This window comes from Lentzea sp. HUAS12 (genome assembly GCF_024125735.1).
Lineage (GTDB): Bacteria > Actinomycetota > Actinomycetes > Mycobacteriales > Pseudonocardiaceae > Lentzea > Lentzea albida.
This window is the reverse complement of the sequence record NZ_CP099738.1, coordinates 9,366,600-9,392,375: the sequence shown is the minus strand read 5'-3', so window position 1 is coordinate 9,392,375 and position 25,776 is coordinate 9,366,600. Positions and strand designations below refer to the sequence as shown.

Below are 25,776 nucleotides of genomic sequence, written 5' to 3'. Positions count from 1 at the left end.
TCCGGGAGCTAGCCACAGCTCTCCTGCGACCACTCCGCGGTCGCGTTGCTGCCGTCCGCGCGGACGACCTTCACCTGCAGGCACACCGGGTTCGCGCCCTCGACCTCGATCTGGGGCTCCTTCGCGGTGCCGGTCTGCGTGGAGGTCCGCCACGAGAACGTGTCGGTCGCCTGCTGGGCCGAGTAGGTCCACGCAAACCGGACCTTGGTGCCGTCCAGGCGGGTCGCGGTGATCTCGGGCCTGCCGGGCGGGGCGCCGCCCGCGCCGGCGTTCTGGTCCGGGACGTCGTCGGTGATGGTCGTGGTGACCGGGCCGGTGGGCTTGTCCTCGCCGGACAGCAGGAAGAGGCCAACGCCGACGATCGCCGCCGTGGCGGCGGCACCGACGACGTAGAGGGGCCAGCGGGACCGCGTGGAAGGCCGGATGACGTTGTCCGGTACCGGGTTGCGCAGCTGCGTCCGCTGCGCGTCGACGGTCAGCGGGCGTGGCGGCTCGGGCGAGCGGGCCGTGGTGTGCGGCACCGGCCGGGCCTGCGGCAGCTGCAGCGGCGGCGGTGCCGCGGCTCGTGCCGTCGTGTGCGGCGCCGGCTTCACCTCCTGCGGCACGAACACCGGCTGCATCCGTTGCCGTGTCGGCGGTGCCAGTGGCGCCTCCGGTGCCACGAAGGACGCGGCGGCCACCGGCTCGTCCGGCTCGGGGGCGGGCATCAGCACCAGTTCGGTCTCGCCGAACCGCTGCGCCTTCTGGATCCGCTGCAACCCGACGGCGAACTCGCGCACGGATCCTGGCCGTGCCGCCGGGTTCTTCGCCATCGCGCGTGCCAGCAGGCGTTGCAGGTCGGCGGGCGCGGCGAGGCCGGTCGGCAGCCAGCCGGACACGATCCGCTGCTCGATCGCGGCGAGCGAGTTGTCGGTGCCGCGCGGCATGAACGGCGAGTGGCCCACCAGGAGGTGCCACAGGGTGGCGCCCAGCGAGAACACCTCCGCGGGCACGCCGCCCTGCTCCACCGCCGACCTGTCGAGCAGTTCGGGCGCCGACCACGGCACGGACAGGATCACCTGGCCGTCCTCGTCCTGCTCGGCGAAGCGGCCGGCGATGCCGAAGTCCGTGAGGCACGGCTTGCCGTACTCGTTCATGAGGATGTTCGCGGGCTTGATGTCGCGGTGCAGGATCCGGCGCTCGTGCGCGGTCTCGATGGCACCGGCGACCTGCACACCGATGTCGAGGACCTCCTTGACGGACAACGGGGTGCGGCCGGAGAGCTTCGCGAGGTCGCCGCCGGGGCAGTACTCCATCACCAGGTACGGGCGGCCGTCGGCGGCGGTGTCCGTGTCGTAGACGGTGACGACGTTGCGGTGGTTGCCGAGCTCCGCCATCGACTCGCCCTCGGCGATGAACCGCTCCCGCACCGCGTCGGACAGGCCGGTCGCCTTGGGCACCTTCACGGCGACGTCGCGCTTGAGCTTGCGGTGGTAGTAGCGGTGCACCATGGCGAAACCGCCGCCGCCGATGTCGCCGCGGTACTCGAAGTGCGGGATCTCCGGTGGCTTCTCCGTCATCCGTTCACCTCGAAGGTGAACGAGAACTGGTCGCCGAGCACCACGCGCGTGCCGGGGTAGAGGAACTCCTCGATGTGCGCGGCGAGCTTCTGCGGCGGGCAGCCGGGGCGGGCGACGGAGGTGCCGTTCATCGAGCCGAGGTCGCGCACCAGCACGTCCCAGCCCTCCAGCCGCACCTCGACGTGCGTGCGCGAGATCTCGGTGTCGTTCTCCCGGCCGACCTGCACGAGGTTGACGCCCCTGCGGTCACCGCTGGGGTCGCGGCCCATGACGACGTTGCGGTCGAGGGTGATCGTGTCGCCGTTGGACAGCCGCAGCAGGCCGAGCACCGGCATCGGCAGCATGGCGGCGTCCTGCTCCGGCAGCGGCACCTCGCACACGCGGCAGTGCACGGCGTAGTCCGAGCTGAGGTGCCCCGCCGGGCACTTCTTGGCCCGCACCAGCTGCGGACCGCTGGTGCTGCCGGGGTGCAGCATGCGCGTTTCGTTGGGGGACAGCACGTTCGTGCGCAGCACCGTGTCGGTGACCGGTTCGGCCTGCACGACGGTGGCCGGTTCGGGGCGAGGGGCGGCGGGTGCCGGGGGCGCCCAGTCGAGGGACTGGATGACACCGGTGATCTGGGTGACCTGGGGTACGGGCGGGGTGGGCAGGGGCTGCGGCACGGCGGCCAAGTGGGGTGCGGGCTGGGGCTGGGGTGGGGGTGCGGCAGGAACCTGCGGAGCGGTCCGCGGCTCGTCCCGCACGACCGTCAGCTCCACCACTTCTTCCTGTCCTGCAACGTCTTCCTGCGGCGTGTCCGACAACGACACCGCCAGCTCGCCCGCGAGCACCACCCCGCCGCGCACCGGCAGGGCAGGCCCGGCCGCACCCGTCGCGATGCGCATCCGCGCCACCTCACCGAGGTTGCGGTCGACCCACGTGCCGACGCCCGCCGCGTTGATCTCGTCGACCGCACCGGAGGCGTCGGCGAACTGCAGCCGTGCCGCGCCCCGCACCACCGCGCGCTTCTCGCCGGGTGCCAGCCGGACGAGAGCGAACCCGCTGACCGCGCGGAACCCCTCGTGGACGATCCCGGCCAGCACCTCGTCGAGGGGCTCGTCGGTCCGCACGAGGTCCCAGCAGCGGCGCACCAGGCCGGACTCGGGCGCCACGGCCAGCAGGAGCCACGTCCGCTCCCCCACCACCGCGACCCACGTGCCCGGCACGTACTCGACGGCGCTCATCGCGGGCTCCGCGGCGCCGTGTCACAGCTGGCGTCCGCGACGACGGCGTAGTCGGCCACGAGAGCCGTCACGTTGTCGCGCGCACCCGCGGCGAGGGCCCGGTCGACCAGGGCGGCGGCCGCCTCGCGTGCGTCGGGGTGGGAGCGGAGCACCTCGTCGATCTCGGTGTCCGCGACCTCGTTGCTCAGGCCGTCGGTGCAGATCACGAACCGTTCCCCGGCGCGCGGCGGGAACAGCCACAGGTCCGGGTCGGACATGCCGGCCCTGCCCAGCACGCGGGTGACGACGTGGCGGCGCGGGTAGGTCCTGACCTCGTCGGCCGTCAGCAGGCCCGCCGCGACGAGTTCCTGCGCCTCGGAGTGGTCGACGGTGAGCTGCGTCAGTGCCGTGCCGTCGAACCGGTAGACGCGCGAGTCACCGACGTTGAACACGACCCAATGGGGCCGTTCGGAGACGGTGACGAGCGCGATGCCCGCGACCGTCGTCATGCCGGCGTGCCCGGCCTCCTCGAGGGACCGGCCCGCGGCCGCGAGCGCCGCGCGGACGTCCTCCGGGCCCGCCGCGGGAAGCCGGTCGAGCTCGTGCAGCCGCTCGACGAGCAACGCGCTGGCGACCTCGCCCGCCGCGTGCCCGCCCACCCCGTCGGCCACCGCGAAGACGCGTCTGCCCGCGATCGCGTTGTCCTCGTTGACGTCCCGCACCACGCCGGGATGCGTGGTGACACCGGTCCTGATCTCGCCCATCGTGCTCCCCCGCACCTCCTCCGCTGCGCCGTTCGGACGTCTCATCGCTCGCACCGCGCCGAGCGTTAGGCGGAAAAGGCGACAAAAACTGGCCACGACGAAACGGAAACGTTCGGGCTTCGCGCAACGATGGAAAAGGCCTTCCAGCGCGCTCCTGATCAGGCAATTCACCCAGAAGTGCGATATAGGAGTGATGAATCGGCGGTGCTCAGAACCGCCGCGGAAGAAATGTGGCAACGCTTTTTCGGGCAAAGGGAAACGCCCCGGCACCTCGTCGAGGTGCCGGGGCGTCGCGGTGCCGAACGGTCAGCTGATGCGGCCGCCGGTGAACTGCAGCGGTGCCGACGGGTCACCGGGCACCGAGGCACGCCAGTGGTGGATCTGGTCGCCGCGCCGCTCGGTGAGCACGACGTCACCCGACCTCGTCAGGCCGAGGCTCGGCGCGTCCAGGAAGACGTGCTCCAGGTCCGGTGCGACCGCCGCCCACGGGTGGAACCCGCGGGCACACCGGGCACCGTCGACGTCGTCACGAGCGGCCGGCGGAAGTCGCCAATCACCGTCACGGCCACCGAGCCGTTCGGCAACACCTGGGCGAAGGACCAGCATACGAAGCGAGTCTGACAATCCTGGTCGCCTTGAGGGCTTCCTCACCTGTGGCTAGCCCAGCCGCGCGGCGTTGAACGACAACGGGGTCGTCGGGCTCAACGGAACCGACGAGCCGAAGCGCCAGTACGAGTTCTCGGTCGACACGGCCACCACGTTCAGCACACCCGCGTCCATCCGAATGGTGGTCGGCTCGGCGAAAACGGCGTTCATCCCCTCCGGGCTCACCTGCTGCCAGGGGTGGAACTCGGTGCCGTCCGCTGCGCCCTTCGAGGTGGTCACGTAGACCTTGCCGCCGGCCGTCAGCGACACGGCGAGCGAGCCGTTCGGCATCACCACCGCGTCGACCTGGCGGTCTTCCGCGTCGGGCGCTCCCGGCAGGTCGGGCAGGAACGTCCAGCTGCTCTCGAAGCCGCTGCGGTCGGCCTTCTCCCTGAGCACGAAGGCGCCCTCACCGGCGCCCTCGCCCTCGCGGGCGCCGACGTCGACGAGCAGGATCCGGCCGGCGGCGTCCTGCACGAGCTTCGGCCGCGGGCCGACCACGTACGGCAGCCGGCCCTTCTCGACTGGGACGCCGTCCGCCCCGGTGCGGAACCACGACGTCAGGGACCCGTGCCTGCCGACGAGCGTCACCTCGCTGCCGCGGTTGACCACGCTCGGCGACTCGTCGTACAGACCGTCCCCGAACCGCTTCCACGCCAGGAAGTCGCCGTTCGCGAGCTGCTCGCGGTAGTAGAGCTGCCCGTCCCACAGGTGGTCCTGGCTCGCCTTGTCGCCCATCGCGTAGACGACCAGCGTGCCGTCCGGCCGCCGGACCAGCGACGGGGCCACCCGCATAGCGCCCTTGAGCACCTGGCTCTGCCACCGCCCGTTGGCCGCCAGCGTGTGCAGCTCGACGTCGCCGCCCGCCAGTCTGGTGGACGCGAAGGTCTCCGACCCGGACGTGGGGCCGGGCACCACGTTCGAGGCGCCGGTCTGGTCGGGGCTGAACGGCTCGAAGATCCAGAAGCCGGCTCCGCTGTCGCGCAGGTCCGTGAGGTAGTTGCCGGGCTCGACCCGCAGCAGGTGGGCGGCGCCCTGGGGGCTCACGTACGCGATCGGCGTCGCGTCCTGGTCCACGGTCGCCGGGTTCCTCGGGACCCAGTAGCCGGGCACCGCGCAGTCGTTCGTGGTCGCGGTGATGTCGATGTCGGTGCCCCAGTCGGTGCCGACCACGGTTCCGCCCGGCGACCGCCAGCCGTTCTCGACGTCCTCCTGGAAGGAGTTCCACATCAGCTGGCCCGTGCTCTGCCGCACCGTGTAGTAGACCTCGCCGCCGGGCGAGAACAGCATGGTGTCGGCCTGCCAGGTGTTCCGGTAGCGGACGGTCTCGTACAGGGTGAAGCGCTCGCTCATCCTGTCGTAGCGGAAGTGGTGCAGGACGCCGGAGCTGTGGCGCGCCTTGATGCTGCCCTGGCCGCTGGCGGCGATCAGGTCGAACCGGCCCCAGCCCTGGTCGAGCACGCGGCCGCTGCCCGGCGCCCACTGGCGGTTCTCCTGGTCGAAGGACCACCAGCGCAGCTGGTCGCCCTCGAGGGTGTAGATCGAGCCGTCCGAGTCGACCGTGATCTTGCCGCGGTTCGCGGGCTGGACGAACTTCTCCCAGCCCGAGCCGATCGCCTCGTACTGGCCTCCGCCGGGCATGATGTCCCAGCCGCCGCCGTTGTACCGCAACCGGCGCAGCTCTCCGCCGGTCGTGATGTTGAACAGCCAGCCGTCGGGGCCGGCGAACGTCTTGCCGCCCCAGCCCGAGCCGACCTGCTGTGCTCCCGCCCAGCTGAACTCACCGCCGGACGGGCTCGCGTGCCGGTAGAGCCACAGGTCGCCGTCCGCCTGCATCGTGAAGATGTTCGCGGTGGCCGCGCACTCCGCGGCGGACGCCGTGCCCGCGGTGACGGTCGCGACGGCCGTCACCGCGCCCGCGGCGAACGCCGCGGACAGCACGAGAGATCTCAGCTTCTTCTTCAATTGTTCCCCCAGTCGTTCGATCACTGTCGTGGTGCGGTCTAGCTCCCGGCCGGGCCGGGGAGGGTGATCGAGCAGTCGTTCGTGGTCGCCGTGACGTCGATGTCGGTGCCCCAGCCCGAACCGATCGTGGAACCGAGGACGCTCTGCCAGCCGGGGTCGTCGGTGAACCGGTTCCAGCGCAGTTCGCCGTTGTCGGGCCGCACCGAGTAGTAGAGGTCGCCACCGGGCGAGAAGAGGTTGCCGTAGCGCTCCCAGCCGGCCTCGGGGACGACGTCGCGCACGATGAACTGCTCGGTCTCGGCGTGGTAGCGGAAGCGGTGCAGGGCGTGGGCGGGGTCCTGCGCCTGCAGGCCGCCCTTGCCGCTCGCGGCGATCAGGTCGAAGTCGCCCCAGCCGGTGTCGAGCACGCGGCCGCTGCCGGGAGCCCACGCGCCGGCCTGCTCGTCGTAGCGCCACCACCGCAGCTGGTCGCCTTCGAGCGTGTAGATCGAGCCGTCGGCGTCCACGGTGATCTTGCCGCGGTTCGCCGCCTGCACGTAGGCCTGCCAGCCCCACCCGATGGTCTGGAACTGGCCGCCGCCGGGGTAGGTGTCCCAGCCGGTGCCGTTGTACCGCAGCCGGCGCAGCTCACCACCCGTGGTGATGTTGTAGACGCGGCCGTCGGGACCGGCGAAGGTCTTGCCGCCCCAGCCCGAGCCGATCTGCTTCGCGCCCGCCCACTCGAACCCGCCGGTCGCGGGCGCCGCGTGCTCGTAGAGCCACAGGTCGCCGTCGGCCTGCATGGTGAAGATGTGCGCCACCGGCCCGCAGGTGGGTTCGGCGGCGGCCGCCGCGCCGGTGGTCACGACCGACGCGGTCGCGGCGATCCCGGCCACGGCCAGGCACAACGATCTCAGCTTCTTTCTCAAGGCGAGTTCTCCCAGAGGCGTCCCAGTTCGTCGCCGGGGAGCTTACGTCGCGAGACCGACAATTCCGACGGGCTTGTGATCAGGACGTTCAGCCGCTGTGGCGGATGGCGACCAGCGCGATGTCGTCGGTCGCCTGCTGGTCGCCGACCAACGTGGCCATGATGCGGCTGCAGGCCGCCTCCGCCTCCATCGGACCGACGGCGTCGCGCAGCCGTTCCAGCCCGGCGTCCAGGTCCTGCCCGCGGCGCTCGACCAGGCCGTCGGTGTACAGCACGACGAGGCTGCCCGGCGGCACGTCGACGCTGACGCTGCGGCGTCCGGTGGTGCCGAGGTCGAACCCGACGGGCGGCCCGACGGGGGCACCCGCGAACCGGGCCGGCTCCCCCGGCACGGCGACGACCGGCTGCAGATGCCCCGCCACGGAGAGGCTCATGCGGTGGGTAGCGGTGTCGATGATCGCGTAGGCCACGGTGGCCATGGTGTTGTGCTCGAAGTAGCTGGCCTTGCGGTCGAGCTTGCCCAGCACCTGCGCGGGGTCGAGGTACTCCAGGGCGTAGGCGCGCAACGCGCTCCTCAACCGTCCCATCACGACGGCGGCGCGCAGGCCGCTGCCCACGACGTCGCCGATCACCACGCCGATGCGGTCGCCGGGCAGCGCGAACACGTCGTACCAGTCGCCGCCGACGCCGCTCTCCGCGCCGGGGACGTACCGGGCCGCAAGCTCCCAGCCGTCGGCGCTCGGCAGGCTCGACGGCAGCAGGCTCTCCTGCAGCATCGCGGCGGCGGCGCGCTCGGACCGCGTCCTGTCCACGTAGACCGCGAAGGCCAGGCGGTCGGCGACGATCTGCAGCGCCTCGACCTCCTCGTCGGTGAAGCGGCGGGCCGTGGTGCTGCCGACGTGCAGGACACCGATGAGCTCACCCTCGGCGATCACCGGCACGCCCAGCAGCACGCGCAGCCCGTGCTCCCACAACAGCGGGTTGACCACAGTGGACTCGTCGACCTGCTCGATCTGCACGGCCTGCCTGCGCTGGGCGACGCTGCCCGCGAAGCCCTTGCCGACGGGCACCCGCACGCCCTGGAAGACCTCCTCGTCGAGCCCGGAGCTCGCGCGCGCCACGAGCCTCTCGCCGCTGCGGTCGACCAGCAGGACGGTGACGGTGTCGACCTCGAACAGGGCGCGGGAGCGCTCCAGCAGGACCTCGAGCACCTTGTCGAGGTCGAGCTCCTTGAGCGCCGGGTCCGTGATGGCGTCGAGCACGCGCATGCGGATCGACGGCCTCTCCGCCTCGGTCATCACACCTCCGTCCCGCCGGCCCAGCTTTCCACGAGCGGGCGCGCGGCGCGGCCGCCGGGCCCCTGACCACACGCGACGGGAATTGTCGGACCCGCTTGCTACGGTCCGATCCAGCTGATCAACACGAGGGGGAAGACCGTGGCCGCTGCCACCACGTACCTGGAGCTGTCCGAATCCGCCGGGAGTGCCCACAAGTTCTACGAGGTGGTCGTCGACGGCACGTCGGTGAGCATCACGTTCGGCCGCATCGGTGAGCGGGGCTCCACGCGCACGTCGACGTTCGCCGACGAGGCCAAGGCCGTGAGCGCCGCCGAGAAGAAGATCGGCGAGAAGGTGCGCAAGGGCTACGCGCCGGCGGTCAAGGGGCAGCGGCAGCGGCGGGCGATCACGCGGCGCGAGATCACGAGCGTGCGGTCGAGCGCCCGGCAGGCTCCCGTGCTGTGGCGGTTCGCCTCGGGCGCGCCCGCGTTCGGCATCTTCATCGGTGAGGACGAGGCGTGGGTCGGCAACGAGAACGGCGACGTCTTCACGCTCACCCACGACGGCCGGGTCACGGGCCGCTACGGCCTGCCGGACGGCGTGAAGTGCATCGTGGCCGACGACTTCTGGATCTACGCGGGCTGTGACGACGGCCGCGTGTACGACCTGGGCGGCAAGGTCCCGCGCGTCGCGTACGAGATCGCCACCGACGTCGACATCTACTGGCTCGACATCGACGACGGCGTGCTCGGCGTGTCCGACCGGCAGGGCGGCATCACGATCGTCGACCACGAGGACGAGTTCCAGTGGTCGCGCCGCAGCAGGGGCGACAGCGCGTGGATGGTGCGGTGCGCGCCGGAGGGCGTGTTCCACGGCCACTCCGACGGCGTCACGCACTACGCGGCGCGCAGCGGCGATCCCGTGTGGCACGCCGAGACCGTCGGCGCGGTGCTGTTCGGCTGGCAGGAGCCGGCCGAGGTGTTCGCGGGCACGAGCCGCGGGTACGTGCACCGGCTGGCGCGCGCGACCGGCGCGGAGACGGGCCGCTACCGCTGCGACGCGGCGGTGTTCTCGTGCGCCACCTCACCGGGCGGCGACTACGTCTTCGCGGGCGACAACCACTCGTCGGTCTACTGCTTCGCCGCCGACGGCACCCGCCTGTGGAAGCTCGGCACCGGCTGCGGTTCCGCGTTCTCCATGCAGTACCGCGACGAACGCCTCTACATCGTCACCACGGACGGCTCGCTGGCGTGCATCGACGCGAGCCCGGCCGCCATCCACGCGGCCGAGCAGGGCGACCTGCCGCAGCGCAGCGACATCAAGGCCGACCACTGGCAGCGCGTCGAGGCGACCACCGAGGTGGAGACCGTGGTGGCGAGCGCGGTCCCGGCCGGCGGCGTCGTGGTGGAGTGCGTGCAGGAGGCGGGCCGCCTGCGCGTGCACGTCATCTCCGACGGCTACGACCACACGCGTGCCGTCCAGTTCCCCAAGGACATCCGCGTCCCCGGCGCCCGCTACCTGGTGACGGAGATCCACACGTCGGCGAGCGGCGGCTTCTACCGCGCGAGGGGAGAGATCAAGCGCCTGCTCTGACGGGGGGTGCTTCAGCCGCGGTACAACGGGTTCGGGACGTCCACGTACCGGCCGGCGGCACCCTCCGCGCGCGTCCACCGCAGCAGCAGGTTCGCCTTCGCGGGCACGAACGGGTCCTCCAGCAACGACATGACCTGCTCGCAGCCGTGTTCTTCCGCGTACGCCACGAAGACAGCGCGCGCCTCGGCCCACACGTCCAGGCCGGGGTGCCGCTCCCGCACCGCGCCGGCGATCTCGATCAGGTTGTTGACGACGAGGCAGTACCGCAGGCGCTCCCAGCCCTTGGCCTCGGACACACCGCGCGCCCCGCCCTCTCCGTCCACTGAGGACAGGAGGTCGGCGTGCCGGGGCAGCAGGCGCATGCCCTCGGGGTCGCGGTAGATCGCCTGCACCGGCATGCCCGCGGCGTCCACGCCGACGACGACGTTCTGCAGGTGGCACTCCATCACGACGCCGTGGGCGAAGAACGCGTGCAACACCGGGGGAACGACGACCGAGACGTACCGCCGGAACCACCGCAGGGCGTCGGCGGAACCCAGGCCGTCCAACGGGTTTCCGTCGAACCCCTCACTGATCCCCGCCGCCAGCAACGGGGTCGCGCCGGGCAGGGTGTGCCGCCGGATGCCGTCCCGCACCACGACGGCGAGGCCCTCGAAGGCGTCGGGGGACGTCCGGTAGCCGCGGTCGATCAGGAACGTCGCGCCGGGGAAGACCGAGGCGATGTCGGCGAACACCGGTCTCAGCAGGCGCGCGAGCGGCGGGATCCAGCGCAGGTCGTGCGCCCACAGGCGGCGCACGTCGTTGGTGATCTGCACGTCGAGGCTGAACTTGTAGAACAGGTCCGCGGCCGGGTCGTAGACCGTGCGCACCGAGGACGTCGGCCACACCTCGCGGCCGGTCGCCTCCCCGCGCAGGCCCAGCAACGACAGCTGCCACGGGTGGGCGGGCAGCACCCCGGGAGGCAACGGCACCTCGCCGTCGTCGACGAAGTCGCCTTCCAGCTGTGCCAACGAGAAGCTCGCGTGCACCTCGGGTGCGTACGGCAGCCATTCCGACGCGGGAACGCCTCCCCGGCCCTTCGGCGCGGGGTGGTAGCGGTGGCCGGCGACCAGCGCCTGCTCGGAGCGCTGGTAGAGGTCGGCGGGCGGGGTGGCACGGGCGTCGAGCACGGCGGCGATGGCCGACCGGGAGCCCGCGATCTCGTCCAGGAACCCGATCGGCGGGTCGCCCAGCTCCTTCGTGACGAGCACAGCGAGTTCGTGCCAGGACAACGGTTGCCACGATCCGGTGAACACCTCCGGGTCCGACAGCCAGCGGCCCTCCCGCGCGCGCAGCAGCGTGCCCGTGCGGGGCAGGCGCAGCACGCCGCCCCGCCACTCCCCCACCTCGCGGCGCAGGCAGTTCAGCAGCGCCGTGGAGGTGGTGCCGTCGGGATCAGTGATCGCTTCCACCGGTGTCCGCTTCCCTCACGCGATGTGCCAGGATCAGATCATTCTGACGCAGACACCGGTCGAGTCCGCCTTCGCCGCGGCCCTGGACGAAGATCGCGCCGAAAGGTTCACCGCGGCTTTGCCGGGAGCCCGTGCGGCGATCCTCGCACGCTTGCTCCGGGCTTTCGCCATCGAGCCGTTGCCGCAGGTCAGCGTAGATCCGAGAGCCTTCAGCCACCCGGTCGACCTCCTCACCGCACTGCGCTGGCCGCGCTCTGAGAGCCTCGTCACGGAGGTCGCCCACAGCGTCGCCGGACTGGCCCTGTCCCGCACGACGAGCCCGCTCACGACCCCGTTCGCCGACCGCTCGCTGGAGGAGCACGAGCAGAGCGTCGTCGACGGCCACCCGCTGCACCCGTGCTGCCGCAACCGCACCGGTTTCACCGCACTCGACCACCTCGCGTACGGCCCCGAACACCGTCCGGTCGTCGCACTGGGACTGCACCCCGCGAAGGACCACGTGGTGTTCGGCGACTGGCCCGGCGAACTCCGCGACGGCGACCGGATCCTCCTCCCCGTCCACCCGTGGCAGGCGACCCGGCTGGGCGTGCCCACGACGGGCACCCTCACCGCATACCCGCTGATGGCGTTGCGGACCCTCTCGGCGGGCGACTGGCACGTCAAGACGACGCTGAGCGCCCAGATCACCTCGGCCGTGCGGGACATCTCCGGCGACTCGATCGCGACGGCGACGACGGTCTCGGACTTCCTGAGCGCCGCGGTCGAAGGCATCGAGCTGCAGGCCAACCGGGCCTCGGCCGCCGTGCTGACCGACGGCGAACCGGACCGCAGGCTCGGCGTGATCCTGCGCGACAAGCCCGTGCCGCGCGAGGGCGAGACCCTGCTGCCCCTGGCCACGCTGAGAGCCCACCACGTCCCCGACCCGGTCACCTGGCTGCGGGAGTTCGCCGAACTGACCGTGCCACCGCTGATGACGCTGCTCGCGCGCGGGGTGGCGCTGGAGGCCCACGAACAGAACCTGGTGGTGGGCCTGGTGGACGGACGGCCGAGCCGGGTGATCTACCGCGACCTGGCCGACATCCGCGTCAGCCCGCGCGCGGGCCTGCCCACCCGCCTGCACGCGAGCCCGGAGGCGTTGCGCGCCAAGACGTTCGCGACGTTCTTCGCCACCGCGCTGACCGGTCTGGTGGGCACGCTCGACGCCCCGGACGCCGAACTGTGGGACGTCGTCGCGAAGACCGTCCCGGACACCCCGGACCGGCACGCGCTGCTGCACGACCCGCTGCCCGCCAAGCCGCTCACGCTGATGCGGCTGGACCAGGGCACGAAGGCCTGGGCCTACCTGCCCAACCCGTTCCGGAGCTGAGCACCGGCGTCATCGTCGGCGAACACGCCGACATGACCGGGTCACCGCCTGACCCGGTCTCCGCGGTACGAGGCGGTCAGGCCCGCCAGCGCCGTGACGCGTGGACGACTTCGCCGACCGCGCGTGCCAGGCTCCCGTCGGCGTCGACGTGGCTCTCGTAGTGCTCTGCCGGAAGCGGCTGGGCCACCTCGGGCGGTGCGGTGTACGAGTCGCTGTCTTCCCAACGCAGCTTGCGCGCCGTCTTCACGAACACGACCGCCGCGCCCAGCAGCAGCACCCCGACCACGGCCGGCCACCAGACCGATTCCGCGACCGCGATGGCGAACTGGACCTGGGCCACCACGACGAACACGACAGTCAGTCCGACCACCGACCACGGGGCCGATCTGCCGTCGTGTCTTCGCTGGGCGGCACTTGCCCCCATTGGCGTCACCTCCACCGATGTTGCCGTGGACATCGGCGATTGATCGCACGGAGTTACAGCGCCCAGCGTACTCCTGGATCGTTTGGTCGCAGACCGTCACCTGCGCCCGAATCACCACCAGCGCAAAGCCGGTGCACGGCGCGTGCGCGATTCACCCGCCGGTGTGATGATCAACCCCGTGTCCGCACTGCACTCGGGTGACCCCGCCACGTTCGCCGCCGACGTCCTCGCCGAAGGCCCGCCGGAGCTCGAGCACGTCCCCGGGGTGGCGTCCCGGCGTCCCACCAAGACGAGCGCGGGCGGTGCGCTGATCCGCGACTCGGCCGGACGTGTCCTCTTCGTCGTGCCCACCTACAAGGCGGTGCTGGACATCCCCGGCGGCATGACCGAGGACGACGAGTCGCCGAGGGCCGCGGCGCTGCGCGAGGTCCGCGAGGAGCTCGGCCTCACCGTGCCGCTGGGACGTCTGCTCGTGGTGGACTGGACGCCGCGCAACGGGGTCTGGCGCGACTGCCACCAGTTCGTGTTCGACGGTGGCGTGGTGGACGGCGCCGTGGCGTGCGACCCCGAACTGGAGGGCGTGACCTACCTGGCGCTCGACGAGGCCGCGCCGAGGATCTACCCGTCGCTGCACCGCAGGCTCATCCTCGCCGTCGCCGCCCTGGAGAGCGGTTCCACGAGGTACGCCGAGTTCGGCCGGGAGGTCTGATGCGGATCGTCTCGCTGCTGCCCGCGGCCACCGACGTCGTGGCCGAGCTCGGCCTCGTGGAGCACCTGGTCGGACGCACCCACGAGTGCGACTGGCCCGCGGGGATCGAGAGCGTCCCCGTCGTCACGAGCACCGGCGTCGACCAGTTCACCCTCAGCAGCAGGGAGATCAACACGACCGTGCACCGCGGCTCGTCGCTCTACGGGCTCGACGCGGACCTGCTCGACGACCTGAAGCCGGACGTCGTCCTCACCCAGGACCTCTGCGACGTCTGCGCGATCTCCTACCGCAAGGTCACCGACACGGTCCGGATGATGGACGTCGGCCCCGCGGTCCTGAGCCTCGAACCCTCCACTTTGGACGAGGTGCTCGACTGTCTGAAGACCGTCGGCGACGTCTTGGGCGTCGACAGCGCGGACAAGATCGCCGCCCTCAGGCACCGGATCGACGAGGTCGAACGGCGGACGAGGCACCTCCCCCGCCCGCGGGTCGCCCCGATCGAGTGGCTCGACCCGGTCTGGCCGGCCGGGCACTGGGTCCCGGAGCAGATCGCGAAGGCCGGCGGCGTCCCGCTGCTCGCGGAGAAGGGCGAGCACACGAGGCCGATCACCTGGCAGGCCGTCCACGACGCGAAGCCGGACGTGGTGCTGCTCATGCCGTGCGGCTTTCCGCCCGAACGCACCTTGCGGGAACTCCCGGACGAAAAGCTCCCCGAGACGTGGGTCCTCGACGGACCGTCGTACTTCAACCGCCCCGGCCCGCGGGTCGTGCGCGGCATCGAGGTCCTCGCCCACGTCCTGCACGGCGTCGGAGAGCCTCCGACCGACACGGAGGCAACTAAGCTCGCGCCATGGACCTGAGCGCGTTCCCCCGAGTCGCACTGGGCAGCTGGCCGACCCCTCTGGAGGACGCCCCGAGGCTCGCGGCGGCGCTCGGCAGCCCTCCGGTCCTGATCAAGCGCGACGACGTCAACGGCCTCGGCGCGGGCGGCAACAAGCTGCGCAAGCTCGAGTTCCTGCTCGGCCGGGCGATCGAGGACGGCGCCGACACGATCATCACGTTCGGCGCGCTGCAGACCAACCACGGGCGCCAGACGGCGGCGGCCTGCGCGAAGCTCGGCCTGAAGTGTGAACTCGTCCTCACGGCCAAGGTGCCGATGGCGGGCGACGCGTACGAGAGGTCCGGCAACGTCGTCCTGGACCACATGTTCGGTGCGAACGTGCACGTCTGCGCCGATGCCGACGAGACCGCCGCCGCCTACGAGCGGATCAACCACGACAAGGCCGTCACCCTGCCCGTCGGCGGCTCGAACGGCCTGGGCGCGCTCGGTTACGTCGCCGCGGCCGTCGAACTGGTCGGGCAGCTGAACGAGCGCGGCATCGACGACGCCACCATCGTCGTGCCGGACGGCAGCGGCGCCACGGCGGCGGGCGTCGCGCTCGGCACCGAGCTGCTCGGCTGGCCCGGGAAGGTGCACGCCGCGAGCGTGTCGCACACCGCGCAGGACGCCGAGCAGGAGCTGCACGCCCTCGCCACCGAGGCCGCCGCCCTGCTCGGGGAGCCCGCTCCGAAGCTCGCGCACGTCACCGTCACCGACGACACGATCGGGCCGGGTTACGGCGTGCCGACGCCGCAGATGTGGGACGTGCTGAAGCTGTTCGCCGAGACCGAGGGCGTCGTCCTCGACCCGGTCTACACGGGCAAGGCCGCGGTGAAGTTCCGCGAGATCGCCCCGCGAAGCGACGTACCGGTCGTGTTCCTCCACACAGGTGGTCTTCCGGGCTTCTACGGCTACGCGCCCGAGGCGGTCGCGCGGTTCCGGTGAGCGTGATCAGTACCCTGGACGGCGTGACCGATCTGGCCGACGACCTGGGTGTGCTCCGCGATCTCGAACGGCGGCTGCTCGTCTACAAGTTCGCGATCGAGGAGCTGATGACGAAGCTCCGGATCCTGAGCGAGGAGTTCGACTCGGTCCACCAGCACGACCCGATCGAGCACATCTCCAACCGGGTGAAGAAGCCGGAAGGCATCCTGGAGAAGCTGCGCCGCAAGGGCTTCCCGCTCGACCTCGACTCGTTCGGCGACTGGCTCGACGACGTCGCCGGTGTGCGCGTGGTCTGCCCGTTCGTCTCGGACGTCTACCGCGTGAAGGAGATGCTGGCACGCCAGCACGACGTCGAGATCCTGCGCACCAAGGACTACATCGCGCAGCCGAAGCCGAACGGCTACCGCAGCCTGCACCTGATCGTGCGGATCCCGGTGTTCCTGTCCGACCGGGTCGAGCACGTGAAGGTCGAGGTGCAGCTGCGCACCATCGCGATGGACTTCTGGGCGACGCTCGAGCACAAGCTCTTCTACAAGTACGACGACCACCCGCCGGCCGACTTCGTGGGCGAACTGATGTCGACGGCGATGATCGCGGCCCAGCTCGACGACCGGATGGAGTCGCTGCACCGGCGCATCCACCGGGACGACGTGTGAGACCCGTCCTGCCGCTGTGCGCGGCGGGGTTCGTCACGGCGTTCGGCGCCCACGGCGTCGCCTCCGGCCTGGGGTTCCTGCAGTCGGACCTGCTGGCCCTCGGCCTCCTGCTCGCGATCTACGACGGCGCCGAGGTGCTGCTCAAACCGGTGTTCGGCACGCTCGCCGACCGCATCGGCCCCCGTCCCGTGCTGCTCGGCGGGCTCGCCGCGTTCGCCCTCGCCTCCAGTGCGTTCGTGCTGGTCGACAACGTCGCCGTCGCCCGGTTCGGGCAGGGGGTGGCCGCGGCGGCTTTCTCCCCGGCGGCGAGCGCGATGGTGGCGCGGCTGACCCCGGAGTCGGCGCGCGGCAAGGCGTTCGGGCGTTACGGCGCGTGGAAGGGCATCGGGTACACGGCCGGGCCGCTGCTCGGCGGGGTGCTGATCCACTTCGGCGACTTCGAGCTGTTGTTCCTCACGATGGCCGCGCTGGCGGTGGTCGTCGCGCTGTGGTGCCTGACCGTGCCGCACCTCGAACCCCTGCCGCGCCGGCGGCAGACCGTCCGCGACCTCGTGAAGCGCCTGTCCCACAACGACTTCCTCAGGCCGACGGCCGCACTCGCCGCGTCCACCGCCGCACTGGCGACCGCGATCGGGTTCCTGCCGGTGAAGGCCGCCGCGCACGGCCCGGTCGTCACCGGCGCGGCGGTGAGCCTCCTCGCGGTCACCGCCGCCCTGGTGCAGCCGCGCGTGGGCAAGGCCTTGGACTCCCGGCAGGTCAGCACGCGCACGGGCGTCCGGGCCGGCCTGCTCCTGGCGGCGGCGGGTTTCCTGGCCGCGGCGGTGGTTCCCGGGCTCACCGGCACGCTCGTCGCGGCCGCCCTCATCGGAGCGGGCTCGGGAGCCGTGACGCCACTGGCGTTCGCGGCGCTCGCCAAGTCCACTTCGGAGGAACGCCTCGGTCAGACGATGGGCAGCGCCGAGGTGGGCCGCGAGCTCGGCGACGCGGGCGGCCCGCTCCTGGTGGGCGGGCTCGCCTCGGTCGCCTCGCTGCCGGTCGGCCTGCTCGGGCTGGCCGCCGTGATCGCCCTTACGGCTTGGTGATCTCGAGCTGCAGCTCGGTCTCCCAGTCGGCCGGGTCGCCCTCGCCGTAGCGGACGTACACCTCGCGGGCGAACCCGTTCTGCTGGTACCCGTGGGCCTCGATCCACGCCGCCACGGCCTGGTACGACGTGTCGACGTCGTCCATCGTGCCGCGGTGCACGATCGTCGCGGCCTCCGCCAGCGCCGGCAGATCCACGACCTCGAAGTCGTAGGCGGGGGACGGGTCGACGGCCACGGTCACACCCGCGTGCACGACCACCGCCTCGCCCTCGGCGGGCTCGTAGGTCGCGATGCCGTGACCGGCGGGCGCGACGCCCGCGCGGCCCAGCCGTGCGAAGAGCTCCGGGTACATCGGCTGGATGACCGGACCGATGTCCTCGGGCCCGTACGACGGCGCGGTGGCGGTGAGCCGGGCGACGCGGACGGCGGGAACGGACTTCACGACGATCTCGTCGGTGGGCATGGCGCCCTCCCTCTCTATGACCCGGAGACGTGCCTCGACCCGCCGCAACCGCGACTCGTCCGCGAGGATCTGCTGCCGCAGCTCGGCCCGCCGCAACGACAACATGCCGTGCAGCTGTTCGACGGAAAGCTTTTCGTCGAGCACCACGCGCACCTGGTCTAGCGTCAGGCCGAGGTCCTTCAGCGCGACGAGGCGGTTGAGGCGTTGCAGCTGGGAGGCGGTGTAGAAGCGGTAGCCGCTGGACGGGTCGACGTGTGCCGGCGGGAGCAACCCGACCGCGTCGTAATGGCGCAGCATCCGCACCGACACGCGCCCCAGATGGGCGAAGTCTCCGATGGTGAACATGACTGCTCCTGTGTAGGGGCTGACACGGTGTCAGGGTCAAGAAATGATGGTTTGAGCGACGCTCCGGGTGGGGATCCTGGGACGTTGACGAGAGGTGGCACATGACGTTCGCACATCCGGCGCTGTTCTACTCCGACGAGGAGTCCTACATCGACGGGACGGTCCCGTTCGTCGTGGAAGGTCTCGTGAGCGCCGAGCCGGTCGCCGTGGCGGTGCCGAGCAGGAACCTCGAGCTGCTCAGGGAGGCGCTCAGCGGGTTCGCCCACCTCGTCACCTTCATCGACATGGAGGACACCGGCCGCAACCCCGGCCGGATCATCCCGGAGCTCCGCGCGTTCGCCGACCGGCACCGCGGGGCCGTCCGCATCGTCAGCGAACCGGTGTGGGACCTGCGCACCGACGTCGAGTACCCGGCGTGCACGCTGCACGAGGCGTTGGTCAACTACGCGTTCAGCGGCCGCGACCTGAGCATCCTTTGCCCCTACAGCACCACCACCCTCACCCACGACATCCTGGCCGACGCCGAGAAGACCCACCCGGTCGTGATCGACGCGGGCGGCCACCGCCCCAGTGACCACTTCCACCCGGCACGGGTGGTCGTCGCCGCCCACTCGCTGCCGCTGACCATCCCGTCCGACGCGGCGAGCACGTCCGTCGGCGCGGGCGCGATGGCGGCGGTGCGGGCGTTCGCGCGCGAGCAGGCCCTGCAGCACGGGCTCGCGCAGGACCGGGTCGACGACTTCGCGCTCGCGGTCACCGAGCTCGCGACGAACAGCGTGCGGCACGGCGGGGGCGAGAGCACGGTCCGCGTCTGGGCCGAAAGCCGAAGTATTGTTTGCCAAGTCAACGACAACGGGCACATCACCGATGTTCTGGCCGGACGCACCCCTGTTCACGCAAACGAACCAGGCGGTCGCGGTCTGTTGCTTGTCAACCGTTTGGCGGACCTCGTGCGCACCCAAACGACGTCAAAGGGCACCGCAATCCAAGTCAGATTCGACCTGACTGACAAAAAGACAACGTGATCCACTCACATTCGGTCGCTTTCGTTATAGCTTGAGCACGTGCACGACGAGGAAGCGACGGAAATCGGTTACACGGGGGCTCGATTCGGGTCTCCGGCGACCCGCAGACGGCTGCACGCCGACGGAAGTGGAGACTTCAACGGCGCGGAGACGCAACAACTGCCCCGTCAGCAACCGTTGCGCCAACGCCCACCGGAACCGCCACCGGAGTGGCCTGTGCAAGAAGAAGAACGGCCCCAGACCCCCGCCAGGGACAGTTCGCTGATCCGTCCCTACGCCCGCACCGGCGGCCGCACGACGGCCCGCCACGACCTCCGGCTGGAGACGCTGCTCTCCACCGACGAGGAGCGCCTCCACCGCGCGAACAACGACCAGGCGGCGATGATGCGGCTGTGCCTGCAGCCGCGGTCGGTCGCCGAGATCTCCGCGCTCATGAAGATCCCGCTCGGCGTCACGCGGGTGCTGCTGAGCGACCTGATCACGCTGAACCTGGTCGCCGTGCACGAGCCGGGCGACAAGCCGAACATGGCTCTGCTCGAGCGCGTGCTGTCGGGGTTGCGCCGGTTGTAGCCCGTTCGCCAGCGCGCGGGATCACGCCTGGTCGCCGATAATTCTCCCGTGGCGACCTCCAGCGACGAGACCCCGAAGACGCCGGTCACGGAACCGATCCCGAGCGCTCCGCGGACCGTTCCCCCCTCCCCGCCCGCCCCGGCGGCCGCACCGAAGAAGCTGCGGCCCACCCGGATCAGCGGCACCTGGATCGCCGTGCTGGTGGCGATCGTCGTGCTGATCTTCCTGCTGGTCTTCATCCTGCAGAACGGCGACACCGCGACGATCCACTTCCTGTGGGGCCAGTTCAGCCTTCCCCTGGGTGTGGCGCTGCTGTTCGGCGCGATCGGCGGCGCGCTGCTGGTCGCGGTCGTCGGCGCGGCCCGCATCCTGCAGCTGCGCCGTCAGGCCAAGCGGATCACTGGTCGTCCCGCGACCGCATCACCAGCTCGACGCGAGAGCTGATCTCGAGCTTCCGGAAGATCTTGCGCAGGTGGAAGTTCACCGTGTGCGGCGACATGAACAGCTGCGTCGAGATCTGCCGGTTGGTCTGCCCCTTCGCGACCAGGTTGGCGATGGCCCGTTCGGTGTCGTCCAAACTGGACCATCCGGACGCAGGTCGCGCGGGGGCGGCACGGCGGCGCCGGCCGAGCTTGCGCAGCCGGCCCAGCACCCGTGCGCTGTCGCGGGACGCGCCGATCTCCCGGTAGAGCGCGAGCGCGTTCTCCAGCGCCTTCACCGACTCCGCCCGCTGCGAGTCCGTGAGCAGCACACCGAGGTCCTCGGCCGCGTTCGCCCGCGCCCACGGGTCGCACTGCTCCCGCGCGGCCAGGTCGAGCAACGCCGCGTCGGAGTCGAGCAGTCCTCGCGCGTGCACCGCGGCGGCCGTCACCGCGCCGAACCCGGGGTGCTCCTCCGCCAGCCGTTCCACCCGGTCCACCACGGCTTTGGCCAGTCCCTCGTCGCCGGCCTCGAGCGCGCGCCGCACGAACCACCCCGCGGCACGGGGTTCCTCGGCGAAGAGCCCCGACGCCACCAGTTCCGGGGTGAGCAGCGGCAGAGCCTTCTCGAGCCCGGAATCGACGTGGGCGACCAGCACCTCGGCCCACCGGTAGTAGGCGCCCGAGAAGATGATCGCGTCGGCGGGGACCTGGTCGCGGTAGCGCGCGACGTGCTCGACCGCGGCCGGCAGGTCGCCGGTGTGGACCGCGACCATCGCGAGCACCGCCAGCGCGGGCGCCACCACCGTCTGGTGACCGGTCTCCTCCGCCACCGCCAGCGCCGAGCGCGCCTCGGCGGCGGCCTCCTCGATCCGTCCCGCCTGCAACAGGATCCGGGCCTGCACGACCGCCGTCATGACCTGCCGGGTCACCACGGCGGACGGTCCGCTGCGGACCCGCCGCACCACGCCGTCGGCGTCGGCGAACTCCCGCAGGCCCGAGAGCAGGGACGCGAGCAGGAGCTGCGGGTACGCGCTGAGGTCGTGGGAGGTGCCGCACCGCGCGCCCTCGCGGGCCAGTTCCAGTGCGGCGCCGGGACGTCCGGTGTCGCGGGCGATCGCCGCCAGCACGGCCAGCGCCGTGGCCAGCACGTCGTCCGGCGCCCCCTGGCGGGTGTGCACGACGGCCTCGGCGAGCTCCTCCGCGCGGTCGCGGTCGTGGCCGAGCATCGCCATCAGCCTGGTGATCTCCACCCACGGCGCCAGTTCCGGCGCCAGGTCGGGTTCGCGCAGCAACGCCTCGGAGATCTCCACCGACTCGGCGTGCCGGGCGCGCAGCAACGCCGTGGTGGCCACGCAGTGCCGGAGCTTCGCCGCGGGGTCCGGCGGGACCTGGCGGGACAACGCCTCCCGCGCGAGCGAGTGCGCGGCGTCGAGCCTGCCTGCCGCGGTGAGCGCCCGCACCGCCATCACCGTGCGGTGGACCAGCGAAGCAGACGCTTGGTCGGTCAGCTCCAGTGCGCGCACCGCGAGTTCGGCGGCGGCCTCGGGTGCGTTCCACAGCACGGCTTTCGCGGCCGTCACGAGTCCGTCGATCGACCGGACGTCGCCGCGCTGCGCGCCGTGCAGCAGGTGTTTCGCGGCGACGACGGCGCTGTCGCCACGTCCCAGCAACATCTCGCCGGCCTCGCGGTGCAGCGCGCGCCGCACGGGCGGGGGCACGGACTCGGCGACCAGGCGCCAGAGCAACTCGTGGCGGAACGCCAGCCTCTCGTCGAGCGACGTCACGACGCCCGCCGTGATGACCTCGTCCAGGGCGGGCAACAGGATCGCGGTGCTCGACGCCAGCATCTCGGCCACGTCACCGGGTTCGAAGCTCGGCCCGAACACGGAGGCGACCTGCAGCACGTGCCTCGCCTTGCCGCTCAACGCACTCACGTGGCCGCGCAGCAACGTCCCGGTGGCGAGCGCCGGTTCGTCACGGAGCGAAGCGCGCCCGTCGTTCACCACCACGAGGTCGTCGTCCCGCAGGGCTTCGAAGAGGCCGATCAGAGCGGCGGGATTGCCCTGGGCGGTGGAAGCAAGCGCTTTCAGGCCGTCGTCGGGAACGGCGCCGGTGAGGTCCGCGACGAGGTCCGCGACCACGTCGTCCGGCAGCGGCCGCAGGTCGATCCTGGTGGCACCGCGTTGTGCGGCGGCGGCGAACACCCGGTCGGCGCCCTCGCGGCGGCGGGCGAGCAGCCACACGACCTTCTCGTGCGCGGCGGCGGAGAGGAGCGCGCGCAGGGTGACCAGGGTGCCGGGTTCGGCCAGGTGGAGATCGTCCAGCACGACGAGCGCGGGGCCGTCCGGACGGCGTTCTGCCAGGCGGGCCACCAGGAACGGCAGGTCGAGCTCGTCCTGCGCGGTCACGACCTCGACACCGCGGCTCGCGGCGACGGCGGAGATCTCGGCCAGCAGCCGCGTCTTGCCGGTACCGGCCGCCCCGTCGACCAGCACCACACCGGTGCCCGCGTTCAGCACGCCGCAGAGGAGCTCCCGTTCTCCCCCACGGCCGCGGAACACCCCGTCCCGATTCCCCGACACCCATTTTCCTTTCGCTCCGCGGCGGCGGAGAACAAGCGCTGCAATACCACAGTGATCGCACCGTGACCACCCCCCGACCGGCCTCCCCCAGGCCCTTCGGATGGCGAGTGAGGCCACCGCCAGGCTGCCGCTACCCATTCGAGTAGTTGCCCGCGGGATCATACGTGCAGCCCCTCCTGTTGAGACGCCCGTAGCGCGGGAAGCTTTACCTGGGCAAGTGGAGCTGTTTCTCCTAGCATCAATTCTGCTGATCTTTCAGCGGCGGATTGTGGAGAGATCTTGGAAAACCGGCTGAAAGCGTGGTGCGCCGGATTCAGCGATCAGGTGGCGCGGGGCACGACCACGGTGGTGGAGGGCGCCCCCGGCACGGGCAAGACGGCGGTGCTGGACGACGTCGCCGCACGCTGGGAGGCCGCCGGCGGGCAGGTCGTGCGGGCCCGCGGCAGCGCGCTGGAGGGCGACCTGCCGTTCGGGATCGTCGCCCAGCTCTTCGACCTGGTCGACACCGATCTCGTGCCCGCCGAGGCGATCAGCGCGTTGCAGCTCACCGCCACGACCGCCGACTTCCCCGTGCTGCACGGCGTCTACCGGCTGGCCGCCGGCCTGGCCGCGCGCGGTGACCTGCTCGTCGTCGTGGACGACGCGCACTGGGCCGACTCCGCGTCACTGCGCTGGCTCGCGTACCTGGCGCTGCGGGTACGGCGCCAGCCGATCGCCGTGGTGCTGGCGGTCGGCCTGGGCGAGCGGTGCGACGACCCGTCCTACGGCGAGATCATGACGGCGTGCCACCGCATCGCGCTGGACGTCCTGACCTACCCCGAGACGCACCGCCTCGTCTCGTCGGTGCTGGGTGAGGCCGCGCCGGAGTTCTCGAAGGCCTGCTTCGACGCGACCGGCGGCAACCCGCTCGCCGTGACGCGCCTGGCCCGCGCCCTGGCGGAGGACGAGGTCGCGCCCACCGCCGGCGCCGCCTGGCGGGTGGCCGCGCGCGGCGCGGAGGTGGCCGGCGAGATCATGGCCGCCCGGCTGCGCCGCCGTCCCGTTGCGGTCGTGACGACGGCGCACTGCCTGGCCGCGCTGGGGCCGTCGCCCCATCCGGGCGTGCTGGCCGACCTGACCCGGCTGAGCCCGGTCGAGCTCGCCGAGGCGGTCCGGACCGTCGAACTGCTCGGCGTGGCCGGACCCGCGGTGCTCGACGACATGTCCGCTCCGGCGCGGGCCGCGTTGCACTTCCGGGCAGCGCGGTCGCTGCGCGCGCACGGCGCCGCGGACCGGGTCGTCGCCGACCACCTGCTGGAGACCTCGCCGGGCCTGGAGCCGTGGGCGGGCGAGGTGCTCGACCGGGCCGCGCAGGAGGCGGTGACCCGCGGCGACACGGCCGGTGCCGCCCGGCTGCTGTGGCGGGCGCTGCGGGAACCGGTGGCGAACCCGTCGCGGGCGTTGCGGATGCTGGGCATCGCCGAGCTGGTCGGCAACCTGCCCGGCGCGACGGCCCGGTTGCGCGAGGCCTTCCAGTCCGATGTGGACGACGTGGAGTCGGCCGTGGCGCTGTCGTACGCCCTGCACGCCGATGGCACCCCGGCCGAGATCCGGTCGGTGCTGGGCGATTCCCCGCAGGCGCAGGCACATCTCGCCGTGCACGGGCTCGCGTGGCACGAGGCCGTGCCGTCGTCGGTCTCGCTCGACACGCCCGCCGGGGTGCTGCACCACGTGATGGTGGGCGACATCAGCTGCACGGAGGCCGTGGCGCGGGTGTCCACGTCGGACGTCCTGTCGTCGCTGACGTCCGCGATGGTCCTGAACCTGGCCGACAACCTGGACGAGGCGCTCGCCGTGCTCGACGAGGTGGACCGCGCGCAGGCCCCGGCGTTGCGGGCGCTGACGAACGTGATGCGCGCGAACGTCCAGCGCCGCAAGGGAGATCTCACCTCCGCGCACGCCGACCTGGCCGTGGCCGCCGACCACCTGAGGCAGGACCGCCGCTGGCACGCGGTCTCGACGTGGCACGCGACGCTGCTCGGCGACATCCTGCTGGAGGAGGGACGCCTGGACGAGGCCGCCGAGGTGATCGCCGAGGCCTCGACGGACGAGGCGCGGCGCACCTGGTCGTTCGGCGGCGTGCTGACCGTGCGCGGACGGCTGCTGACCGCGCGGGGCGACGACCACGAGGCCCTGGAAGCGTTCCTGGCCGCCGGCCGGCACTGCGCCGCGTGGCCGTACCGCAACCCGGCACCGCTCGCGTGGCGTTCGGGCGCGGCCGTGGCGTACGCGGCACTGGGCGACGGCGAACGGGCCCGCGCGATCGCCAGGGAGGAGGTCGAACTGGCCCGCGTCTGGGGCGCGCCGAGGGCGTTGGGCATGGCGCTGCGCGCGGAGGGCCGCGTGACGGCGGGCGCGGCCGGGCGAACGGTGCTGGAGGAGGCCGTGCGCGTGCTGCGCGGCTCCCCCGCCCGCCTGGAACTGGCGCGCGCGTTGGTCGACCTCGGCGTGGTGGCACGCCGCCAGGACGACAAGGCCTTCGCCCGCACGTGCCTGCGCGACGCGGTGGACCTCGCGCAGAAGTGCGGGTCGTCGGCGATGGCCGCGCGTGCCTACTCCGAACTGGTGGCGACGAGCGCCGGACCTCGGCGGATGCGGCAGACGGGCCCGACCGCGCTCACCCCGGTGGAGCACCAGGTGGCGGAACTGGCGGCACGCGGCCGTTCGGATGACGAGATCGCGTCGACGCTGCTCATGCCCGCCTCCGACGTGGAGGGCGTGCTGTCCAGCATCTACCGGAAGCTCGGCGTAGGCGGCCGTTTGCACCTGGCGGATGCTCTGTTCGTGGACTAGTGCCGTTGGTATGACCCCTGGCAGGCAATTTCACGCTCAGCAGGACGCCTCGCGGCACCGCCCCCACGCCCCCGTACAACCAGTACGAGGACGTGGGGGCGGCACCACGATG

At 71.8% G+C, this 25,776-nt stretch carries 22 protein-coding genes; 11 read left to right on the top strand and 11 right to left on the bottom strand.

The features are described 5' to 3' along the window. Positions 1-8: 8 nt before the first annotated feature. From ND450_RS44275 to ND450_RS44245, 7 genes are all read right to left on the bottom strand, one after another. A complete protein-coding gene (locus tag ND450_RS44275) occupies positions 9-1,559 on the bottom strand; it encodes a serine/threonine-protein kinase (RefSeq protein ID WP_253323900.1) in 1,551 nt (516 codons plus the stop codon). Next, a complete protein-coding gene (locus ND450_RS44270) occupies positions 1,556-2,782 on the bottom strand; it encodes an FHA domain-containing protein (protein ID WP_253323899.1) in 1,227 nt (408 codons plus the stop codon). Before ND450_RS44270 ends, ND450_RS44275 begins: the two co-directional genes overlap by 4 nt. Continuing rightward, positions 2,779-3,570, bottom strand: a complete 792-nt coding sequence (locus ND450_RS44265; RefSeq protein WP_253323898.1) for a PP2C family serine/threonine-protein phosphatase — start codon at positions 3,568-3,570, stop codon at positions 2,779-2,781. Before ND450_RS44265 ends, ND450_RS44270 begins: the two co-directional genes overlap by 4 nt. Positions 3,571-3,831: 261 nt before the next feature. Beyond that, positions 3,832-4,131: a hypothetical protein gene (locus tag ND450_RS44260; RefSeq protein WP_253323897.1), complete on the bottom strand. Its 300-nt coding sequence runs from the start codon at positions 4,129-4,131 to the stop codon at positions 3,832-3,834. Between the two features lie 51 nt (positions 4,132-4,182). Continuing rightward, complete coding sequence (locus tag ND450_RS44255; protein ID WP_253323896.1) at positions 4,183-6,135, bottom strand: tachylectin-related carbohydrate-binding protein; 1,953 nt, start codon at positions 6,133-6,135, stop codon at positions 4,183-4,185. Positions 6,136-6,173: 38 nt separating this feature from the next. Then, complete coding sequence (locus ND450_RS44250; protein ID WP_253323895.1) at positions 6,174-7,043, bottom strand: tachylectin-related carbohydrate-binding protein; 870 nt, start codon at positions 7,041-7,043, stop codon at positions 6,174-6,176. Between the two features lie 88 nt (positions 7,044-7,131). Further along, positions 7,132-8,340, bottom strand: a complete 1,209-nt coding sequence (locus ND450_RS44245; protein WP_253323894.1) for a PP2C family protein-serine/threonine phosphatase — start codon at positions 8,338-8,340, stop codon at positions 7,132-7,134. A 138-nt stretch (positions 8,341-8,478) separates the two neighbouring features. Between ND450_RS44245 and ND450_RS44240 the strand changes: the two genes are divergently transcribed. Continuing rightward, positions 8,479-9,912, top strand: a complete 1,434-nt coding sequence (locus ND450_RS44240) for a WGR domain-containing protein (protein WP_253323893.1) — start codon at positions 8,479-8,481, stop codon at positions 9,910-9,912. A gap of 11 nt (positions 9,913-9,923) precedes the next feature. Here the strand turns inward: ND450_RS44240 and ND450_RS44235 are convergent, their stop codons facing one another. Continuing rightward, a complete protein-coding gene (locus tag ND450_RS44235; RefSeq protein ID WP_253323892.1) occupies positions 9,924-11,363 on the bottom strand; it encodes an IucA/IucC family siderophore biosynthesis protein in 1,440 nt (479 codons plus the stop codon). 151 nt (positions 11,364-11,514) lie between these two features. On the opposite strand from ND450_RS44235, the gene ND450_RS44230 reads away from it, so the two are divergent. After that, positions 11,515-12,729, top strand: a complete 1,215-nt coding sequence (locus tag ND450_RS44230) for an IucA/IucC family protein (RefSeq protein WP_253323891.1) — start codon at positions 11,515-11,517, stop codon at positions 12,727-12,729. A 76-nt stretch (positions 12,730-12,805) separates the two neighbouring features. Here the strand turns inward: ND450_RS44230 and ND450_RS44225 are convergent, their stop codons facing one another. Next, the gene (locus ND450_RS44225; RefSeq protein WP_253323890.1) at positions 12,806-13,153 is read right to left on the bottom strand and encodes a hypothetical protein; all 348 of its coding nucleotides are present in this window, start codon (positions 13,151-13,153) and stop codon (positions 12,806-12,808) included. A gap of 178 nt (positions 13,154-13,331) precedes the next feature. Here ND450_RS44225 and ND450_RS44220 point away from each other — a divergent pair, with 178 nt between their 5' ends. The 5 genes from ND450_RS44220 to ND450_RS44200 are packed head-to-tail and all read left to right on the top strand — an operon-like array spanning position 13,332 to position 17,425. Beyond that, complete coding sequence (locus ND450_RS44220) at positions 13,332-13,862, top strand: NUDIX hydrolase (RefSeq protein WP_253323889.1); 531 nt, start codon at positions 13,332-13,334, stop codon at positions 13,860-13,862. Then, positions 13,862-14,722 (top strand): ABC transporter substrate-binding protein, encoded by an 861-nt coding sequence (locus tag ND450_RS44215; protein ID WP_253323888.1) that lies wholly within the window; start codon positions 13,862-13,864, stop codon positions 14,720-14,722. The genes ND450_RS44220 and ND450_RS44215 overlap by 1 nt, the downstream gene beginning before the upstream one ends. After that, positions 14,713-15,687, top strand: coding sequence for a D-cysteine desulfhydrase family protein (locus ND450_RS44210; RefSeq protein ID WP_253323887.1), 975 nt, complete (start codon positions 14,713-14,715; stop codon positions 15,685-15,687). The genes ND450_RS44215 and ND450_RS44210 overlap by 10 nt, the downstream gene beginning before the upstream one ends. Before the next feature lie 23 nt (positions 15,688-15,710). Then, the gene (locus tag ND450_RS44205) at positions 15,711-16,343 is read left to right on the top strand and encodes a GTP pyrophosphokinase family protein (RefSeq protein ID WP_245786023.1); all 633 of its coding nucleotides are present in this window, start codon (positions 15,711-15,713) and stop codon (positions 16,341-16,343) included. Further along, positions 16,340-17,425: an MFS transporter gene (locus tag ND450_RS44200; RefSeq protein ID WP_253323886.1), complete on the top strand. Its 1,086-nt coding sequence runs from the start codon at positions 16,340-16,342 to the stop codon at positions 17,423-17,425. Before ND450_RS44205 ends, ND450_RS44200 begins: the two co-directional genes overlap by 4 nt. Here ND450_RS44200 and ND450_RS44195 read toward each other — a convergent pair. Then, positions 17,412-18,233, bottom strand: coding sequence for a MerR family transcriptional regulator (locus ND450_RS44195; protein WP_253323885.1), 822 nt, complete (start codon positions 18,231-18,233; stop codon positions 17,412-17,414). The genes ND450_RS44200 and ND450_RS44195 overlap by 14 nt on opposite strands. A gap of 101 nt (positions 18,234-18,334) precedes the next feature. Between ND450_RS44195 and ND450_RS44190 the strand changes: the two genes are divergently transcribed. From ND450_RS44190 to ND450_RS44180, 3 genes are all read left to right on the top strand, one after another. Beyond that, a complete protein-coding gene (locus ND450_RS44190) occupies positions 18,335-19,258 on the top strand; it encodes a sensor histidine kinase (RefSeq protein ID WP_253323884.1) in 924 nt (307 codons plus the stop codon). Positions 19,259-19,474: 216 nt separating this feature from the next. Then, the gene (locus tag ND450_RS44185; protein WP_177229680.1) at positions 19,475-19,828 is read left to right on the top strand and encodes a DUF742 domain-containing protein; all 354 of its coding nucleotides are present in this window, start codon (positions 19,475-19,477) and stop codon (positions 19,826-19,828) included. 48 nt (positions 19,829-19,876) lie between these two features. Next, positions 19,877-20,272 carry a lipopolysaccharide assembly LapA domain-containing protein gene (locus ND450_RS44180; protein ID WP_371927598.1) on the top strand — a complete coding sequence of 132 codons (396 nt, stop codon included), beginning with the start codon at positions 19,877-19,879 and terminating at the stop codon, positions 20,270-20,272. Here ND450_RS44180 and ND450_RS44175 read toward each other — a convergent pair. Next, positions 20,226-22,832, bottom strand: coding sequence for a LuxR C-terminal-related transcriptional regulator (locus ND450_RS44175; protein ID WP_253323883.1), 2,607 nt, complete (start codon positions 22,830-22,832; stop codon positions 20,226-20,228). The two genes, ND450_RS44180 and ND450_RS44175, sit on opposite strands and share 47 nt — an antisense overlap. A 279-nt stretch (positions 22,833-23,111) precedes the next feature. Between ND450_RS44175 and ND450_RS44170 the strand changes: the two genes are divergently transcribed. Next, positions 23,112-25,664 carry an AAA family ATPase gene (locus tag ND450_RS44170; protein WP_253323882.1) on the top strand — a complete coding sequence of 851 codons (2,553 nt, stop codon included), beginning with the start codon at positions 23,112-23,114 and terminating at the stop codon, positions 25,662-25,664. Positions 25,665-25,776 lie beyond the last annotated feature (112 nt).

Coding starts and splice junctions, on each gene's coding strand:
- ND450_RS44260 (WP_253323897.1), bottom strand. CDS start 4,131: ATGCTGGTCCTTCGCCCAGGTGTTGCCGAACGGCTCGGTGGCCGTGAC.
- ND450_RS44225 (WP_253323890.1), bottom strand. CDS start 13,153: ATGGGGGCAAGTGCCGCCCAGCGAAGACACGACGGCAGATCGGCCCCG.
- ND450_RS44215 (WP_253323888.1), top strand. CDS start 13,862: ATGCGGATCGTCTCGCTGCTGCCCGCGGCCACCGACGTCGTGGCCGAG.
- ND450_RS44275 (WP_253323900.1), bottom strand. CDS start 1,559: ATGACGGAGAAGCCACCGGAGATCCCGCACTTCGAGTACCGCGGCGAC.
- ND450_RS44245 (WP_253323894.1), bottom strand. CDS start 8,340: ATGACCGAGGCGGAGAGGCCGTCGATCCGCATGCGCGTGCTCGACGCC.
- ND450_RS44270 (WP_253323899.1), bottom strand. CDS start 2,782: ATGAGCGCCGTCGAGTACGTGCCGGGCACGTGGGTCGCGGTGGTGGGG.
- ND450_RS44190 (WP_253323884.1), top strand. CDS start 18,335: ATGACGTTCGCACATCCGGCGCTGTTCTACTCCGACGAGGAGTCCTAC.
- ND450_RS44195 (WP_253323885.1), bottom strand. CDS start 18,233: ATGTTCACCATCGGAGACTTCGCCCATCTGGGGCGCGTGTCGGTGCGG.
- ND450_RS44210 (WP_253323887.1), top strand. CDS start 14,713: ATGGACCTGAGCGCGTTCCCCCGAGTCGCACTGGGCAGCTGGCCGACC.
- ND450_RS44265 (WP_253323898.1), bottom strand. CDS start 3,570: ATGAGACGTCCGAACGGCGCAGCGGAGGAGGTGCGGGGGAGCACGATG.